This window comes from Streptomyces sp. NPDC127084 (assembly GCF_042724175.1).
GTDB lineage: Bacteria > Actinomycetota > Actinomycetes > Streptomycetales > Streptomycetaceae > Streptomyces.
Genome location: NZ_JBHXFA010000144.1, coordinates 14,870 through 18,799 on the forward strand (window position 1 = coordinate 14,870; position 3,930 = coordinate 18,799).

General features: G+C 66.3%; 3 protein-coding genes and 2 pseudogenes. 3 read left to right on the forward strand and 2 right to left on the reverse strand.

Going from position 1 to position 3,930, the window contains the following annotated elements; all coding sequences use genetic code 11:
* Positions 1-420: 420 nt before the first annotated feature.
* Positions 421-753 (reverse strand): hypothetical protein, encoded by a 333-nt coding sequence (locus ACFWI9_RS26985; RefSeq protein WP_387165821.1) that lies wholly within the window; start codon positions 751-753, stop codon positions 421-423.
* A gap of 537 nt (positions 754-1,290) precedes the next feature.
* Positions 1,291-1,455, reverse strand: a complete 165-nt coding sequence (locus tag ACFWI9_RS26990) for a DsbA family protein (protein ID WP_387165823.1) — start codon at positions 1,453-1,455, stop codon at positions 1,291-1,293.
* Here ACFWI9_RS26990 and ACFWI9_RS26995 point away from each other — a divergent pair.
* The 3 genes and pseudogenes from ACFWI9_RS26995 to ACFWI9_RS27005 all read left to right on the forward strand — a co-directional run.
* Positions 1,454-1,636, forward strand: a complete 183-nt coding sequence (locus ACFWI9_RS26995; RefSeq protein WP_387165825.1) for a hypothetical protein — start codon at positions 1,454-1,456, stop codon at positions 1,634-1,636. The two genes, ACFWI9_RS26990 and ACFWI9_RS26995, sit on opposite strands and share 2 nt — an antisense overlap.
* A gap of 374 nt (positions 1,637-2,010) precedes the next feature.
* Positions 2,011-2,366, forward strand: a pseudogene (locus ACFWI9_RS27000) (LLM class flavin-dependent oxidoreductase); the annotation flags it as partial.
* Positions 2,367-2,509, forward strand: a pseudogene (locus tag ACFWI9_RS27005) (IS5/IS1182 family transposase); the annotation flags it as partial.
* Positions 2,510-3,930 lie beyond the last annotated feature (1,421 nt).

Sequence of the window (3,930 nt, forward strand, 5' to 3'; positions counted from 1 at the left end):
TGGCCCGGTCGGGGGGGTGGCCGGGTGGTTGGCTTTGTGGGTGTGGGGGGGGTGGTCTTACCCGGCGCCTCCGGCGGCGGCCCCCGCCGCGGGTTGCCCGCCGGGGGGGGCCGGAGGACCGGCCACCACGGAGATGGCGAGCAGGAGGAGTGAGGTGAGGGCGCGGACGATGGCTCGCCCGCGCGAACGAGAGGCATCCATAACCGGCTCAACGGTCCGGCCGGGTTACGGTTACTCCAGGACGCGAACGGGCAGGAGTGCGCCGGCTCATTCTGGCGAACTGGCACGCCGGGGGGCATACTCCCGCCTGGCGGCGGGCGATCGCTGGTCAGGCACGACACATCGGTCAAGCGGCGGCGGAGGGCGGGTCGCACCGACCGTGTGGACCATGGCCGCAGAGCGGGTGGCGCGCCGGCTTGGTCAGTTGCCGGTGTGTCGGGTGCCGTCGGAGTTCAGGGGCCAGCTGGCACGGGCGGCGATGGACACCTCGCTGGATGTGAGGGGGATCTTCAGTATGGTCAGGTTCAGTTGGATTTGGGTGAAGGCGGCCCAGGGGATGCCGGTGGTGCCCTTCCATCCAGTGGAGCTGAACTCGATGTACCGGCCGGGCTCCACCTCGACGGCAGTCTTGCTGACGGCGACGCGGGCTACGAGCGCTCCACCGTCGGCGGTGAGCCAGACGGGGCCGTGAGGGGCTGGCCGGGGCTCGAGACTGGTGCGGACCGAGGCGGGATCGGCAAAGCGGGCACGCACGTGCGCTTTCCGCGTGGTGGCCGTTGCGCGCAGCTTGTGAATCTCCTTGCTCCACAGTGCACCGCTCGGCATTGGCAATGCTCTTGCCGGTGATGTAGTCCGCCGTAACGGCGGCAGGTGTTCGAGGGCGGCGTGCGGAGTTTGGAGACGTCGGCACCCGGTGACGGCCCGGTCGTCATGCCCGACGGTCGGTGCCGGCAGCGCGGTCCGTGGCGGCGTTGTCGCCAGGAAGGTCCTGCTGCGCCGGTCTCCGTTCTGTTGTTGTTGGTACAGGGACCAGTTCAGCGCCGGAAGGAGGGTGCGTTGTGTCGTTCGTGGTTACCGCGTCCTCGCCTTGACCAGGGACGGAGGGTGCCTTGTGGCAGTGGGCCCCGGCCGACTTCCCTCGCACCTGCGACCAGCACTGCTGCCAGACCGCATGTCGGCCACCCATCAGCCGTGTGAACAACGCTCCATGCCCTGTTCTGTTTCGGGAGGTCACGGTCGTCCGGTCCGGGATCTCCATGCGTATGGCCGACGCGGAGGGGCTGCTTCCGGTCACGGAGCCAGCTCTCGGTCGAGGGCCTTGAAGGCCTCGTACGACTGGGGCAGCTGGATCTTTCTGCCGTCGATGAAGAAGGTCGGCGTGCCCTGCACGCCCAGGCCGAGGCCGTCTTGCTGCCTCGCACTGCCCACCCTCCACGAGCCCCTGAGCGCGGACATGGGTACCACCCTCGCGCCGATGGACGTGCTGTGGGAGCACCGATGCTCGGGCCGACCGCTGCCCGAGCAGTGCTTCGTCGACGCCGGCGGCCGCACCACCCGCGACCCCCACGCCGCCTCCTCCGCGATCGTCGTCGGCGACCACCGCTGCCTCGCGCTACCCCTGCTCATCCAGCCCTGACCGGCTCCCTGTTCGGCTTCCCCATGGGCCGCAACATCGACTTCATCTGGACCACCGGCTACGCCTTCATCGTTCTTGCCCCCACCTTCGCCGCCCCCGACACAAGCGCGGCCGCCGCGAACAACCGCCTCGCAGACCAACTGCGCGCCGCCGCAGCGGCCGAGGGCACCTGGCGCGTGCCCGGAGACCAGGGCCGCGCCCGCGAAGCCACCCCCGTACGAACGGCACCATCCCCGTCCTGCTCCTCGCACGCCTGTCCGCCCGCGCCGCCGGCGACTTCTCCTCCGACTGACCACCAGGAGACACCCTTGAACCGCTTGCAGTCCCACTGGTTCCTGCCGACCGGCAGCGACGGCCGCACGCTGGCCACCGGGATGCGCGGCACCCATGGGCCCCGCCACGACACCACCGCGGCAGCCGGACCGGCGCTGACCGGCGCCGTACCCCCGACCTGTGCTACCTCACCCAGATCGCGCAGTCCGCCGAGCACATGGGTTGCGACGCGATCCTCACCCCCGCTGCCACGTCCAACGAGGACCCGTGGATCACCTGCGCCGCCCTCGCCCAGACCACCGAGGGCCTGAAGTTCCTGGTTGCGCTGCGCCCGGACTCGATAGCGCCGACGCTCGCCGCGCAGATGGGCGCGACGTTCCAGCGGCAGCCCCGGGGCCGGTTGCTGCTGAACGTCGTCACCGGCGGTGGTGTGGCGGAGCAGGCCCGCTTCGGCGACGACCGTGCCCTGGCCGCATCACGGGCACCCGTCGAACGAGGCGTCGCCCGTCTGAAGTCCTGGGGATCTTCCGCAGGTCCCGCTGCAGCCCCAACCGCATGACGTCAATCGCCAAGGTCAGACTGGAGTTGCAACGCTACAGAAGCTCATTGCCTCCCAAGGCATCAGAGCAGACACAGCTCGAGCCTTCGCAAGCCGCATCCGGCAAGAGGTGGGGGTGAAATCCTCCGCAGAGCTGCTGGAGTTCAGGGGCAAGAAGTACTATCCGGTGCTGGTTCTGCCCCCAGACGCGAATGCCTCCCTCGTCTGCCCGGCAGGTGGACAGTGGGACTGCTGTTACCAGATTGCATCAACTGCCGGGCCAGCAAGTACGCGAGTGGTCCAGCCTTGCTTGCGGTGTATCGGTGGTGGTCCTGGCTTTCGCCCACGCGGCCGAACTGGACATGGCGCTGATTACGAACAGGTACGCCATGCGATCCTGTCGCAACGTGCGGCTGATTTAAGAGCGGTTACGCAGCAGTATCTGACGGAAGCCCGTCCCGTGACTGTTGAGGGACGCAGCCATCAGACTGTGAGCAGGCAGCTGAGCGCCCTATCTTGGGTTATCCCGACGGCCAGCCTGGGGTGGCTGAGGCGGCGAGGGCAAGGGCCTCGCCGCAGGGGGAGATCACCGACGGCGCTGCATCCGTAACCCCCTAACCAAATATTTAAGCCGGACATATGATTAGAACTAAGTCAACTCCCACTTGTGCATACAGAACCACGACTTAGGAAGTAATTAAACCTTACCTAAGGTTCGGCGCGTTACGATGGTGGAGCTAAAAATTCGAGCGGTCACTTCCCGGATTTGTGTGGTTCGAGAATGCGCAGCAATGTAGCACCGGAATGTGATGTGCCTCACGTGTCGTGAGTTCGTCAGTGACTTCCGTATTTTGAAATCGAGGATGAAAGGAGTCGAATTGCAGCCTCTTGTTTTCGTCCGACGGATCGCCACGCTTGCCGCGATTATGGTCTCTTTGCCCCTACCTATTCGCCCTGCGGTGTCAAGTAGACCGATGGGAAATGAACCCGTGGTGTTCGTATCCAGAAGGTGGACCTCGCAGGGAATTTCACTTACAAAGCCGGTGGAAGGCCGCTTCACTCCGACAAACGTCGGAGGTGGGAATGGCGCATACGGCTCTGTGCGGTTCGCTGAATTGAATCGCCGTTCTCCTGAACCAAGAGTCCGTGGGGTTTTGCCCTCCCGCTTGAGGTTAGACTCACCTCAATCTTAACGAAGCGCCTTCCTGGCAAAGGTGCTTGCCCGGCGTCGCTGTCACCGGCCCGGTCGCACTCGGCGAGAGTTTCGTCGAGCAGGACGTACCAGGCGCCCGCCCCTCTCAGCGCCGTGGTCGGACCCGAGTTCGGCCAGGAACGAGATGACGCAGTGGATGTAGGCGTGGGTGCCCACGCCGATCCCGAAACGGCCGCGACCTGGGTGAGGTGTCAGTTCTAAGCAGATGCACCTGTGCAGCCGAGGCGCGCCGGGACGGCGGCAGTTTGCAACGGCGTTCGCCTTCCCGGG

Coding starts and splice junctions, on each gene's coding strand:
- ACFWI9_RS26995 (WP_387165825.1), top strand. CDS start 1,454: ATGGGTACCACCCTCGCGCCGATGGACGTGCTGTGGGAGCACCGATGC.
- ACFWI9_RS26990 (WP_387165823.1), bottom strand. CDS start 1,455: ATGTCCGCGCTCAGGGGCTCGTGGAGGGTGGGCAGTGCGAGGCAGCAA.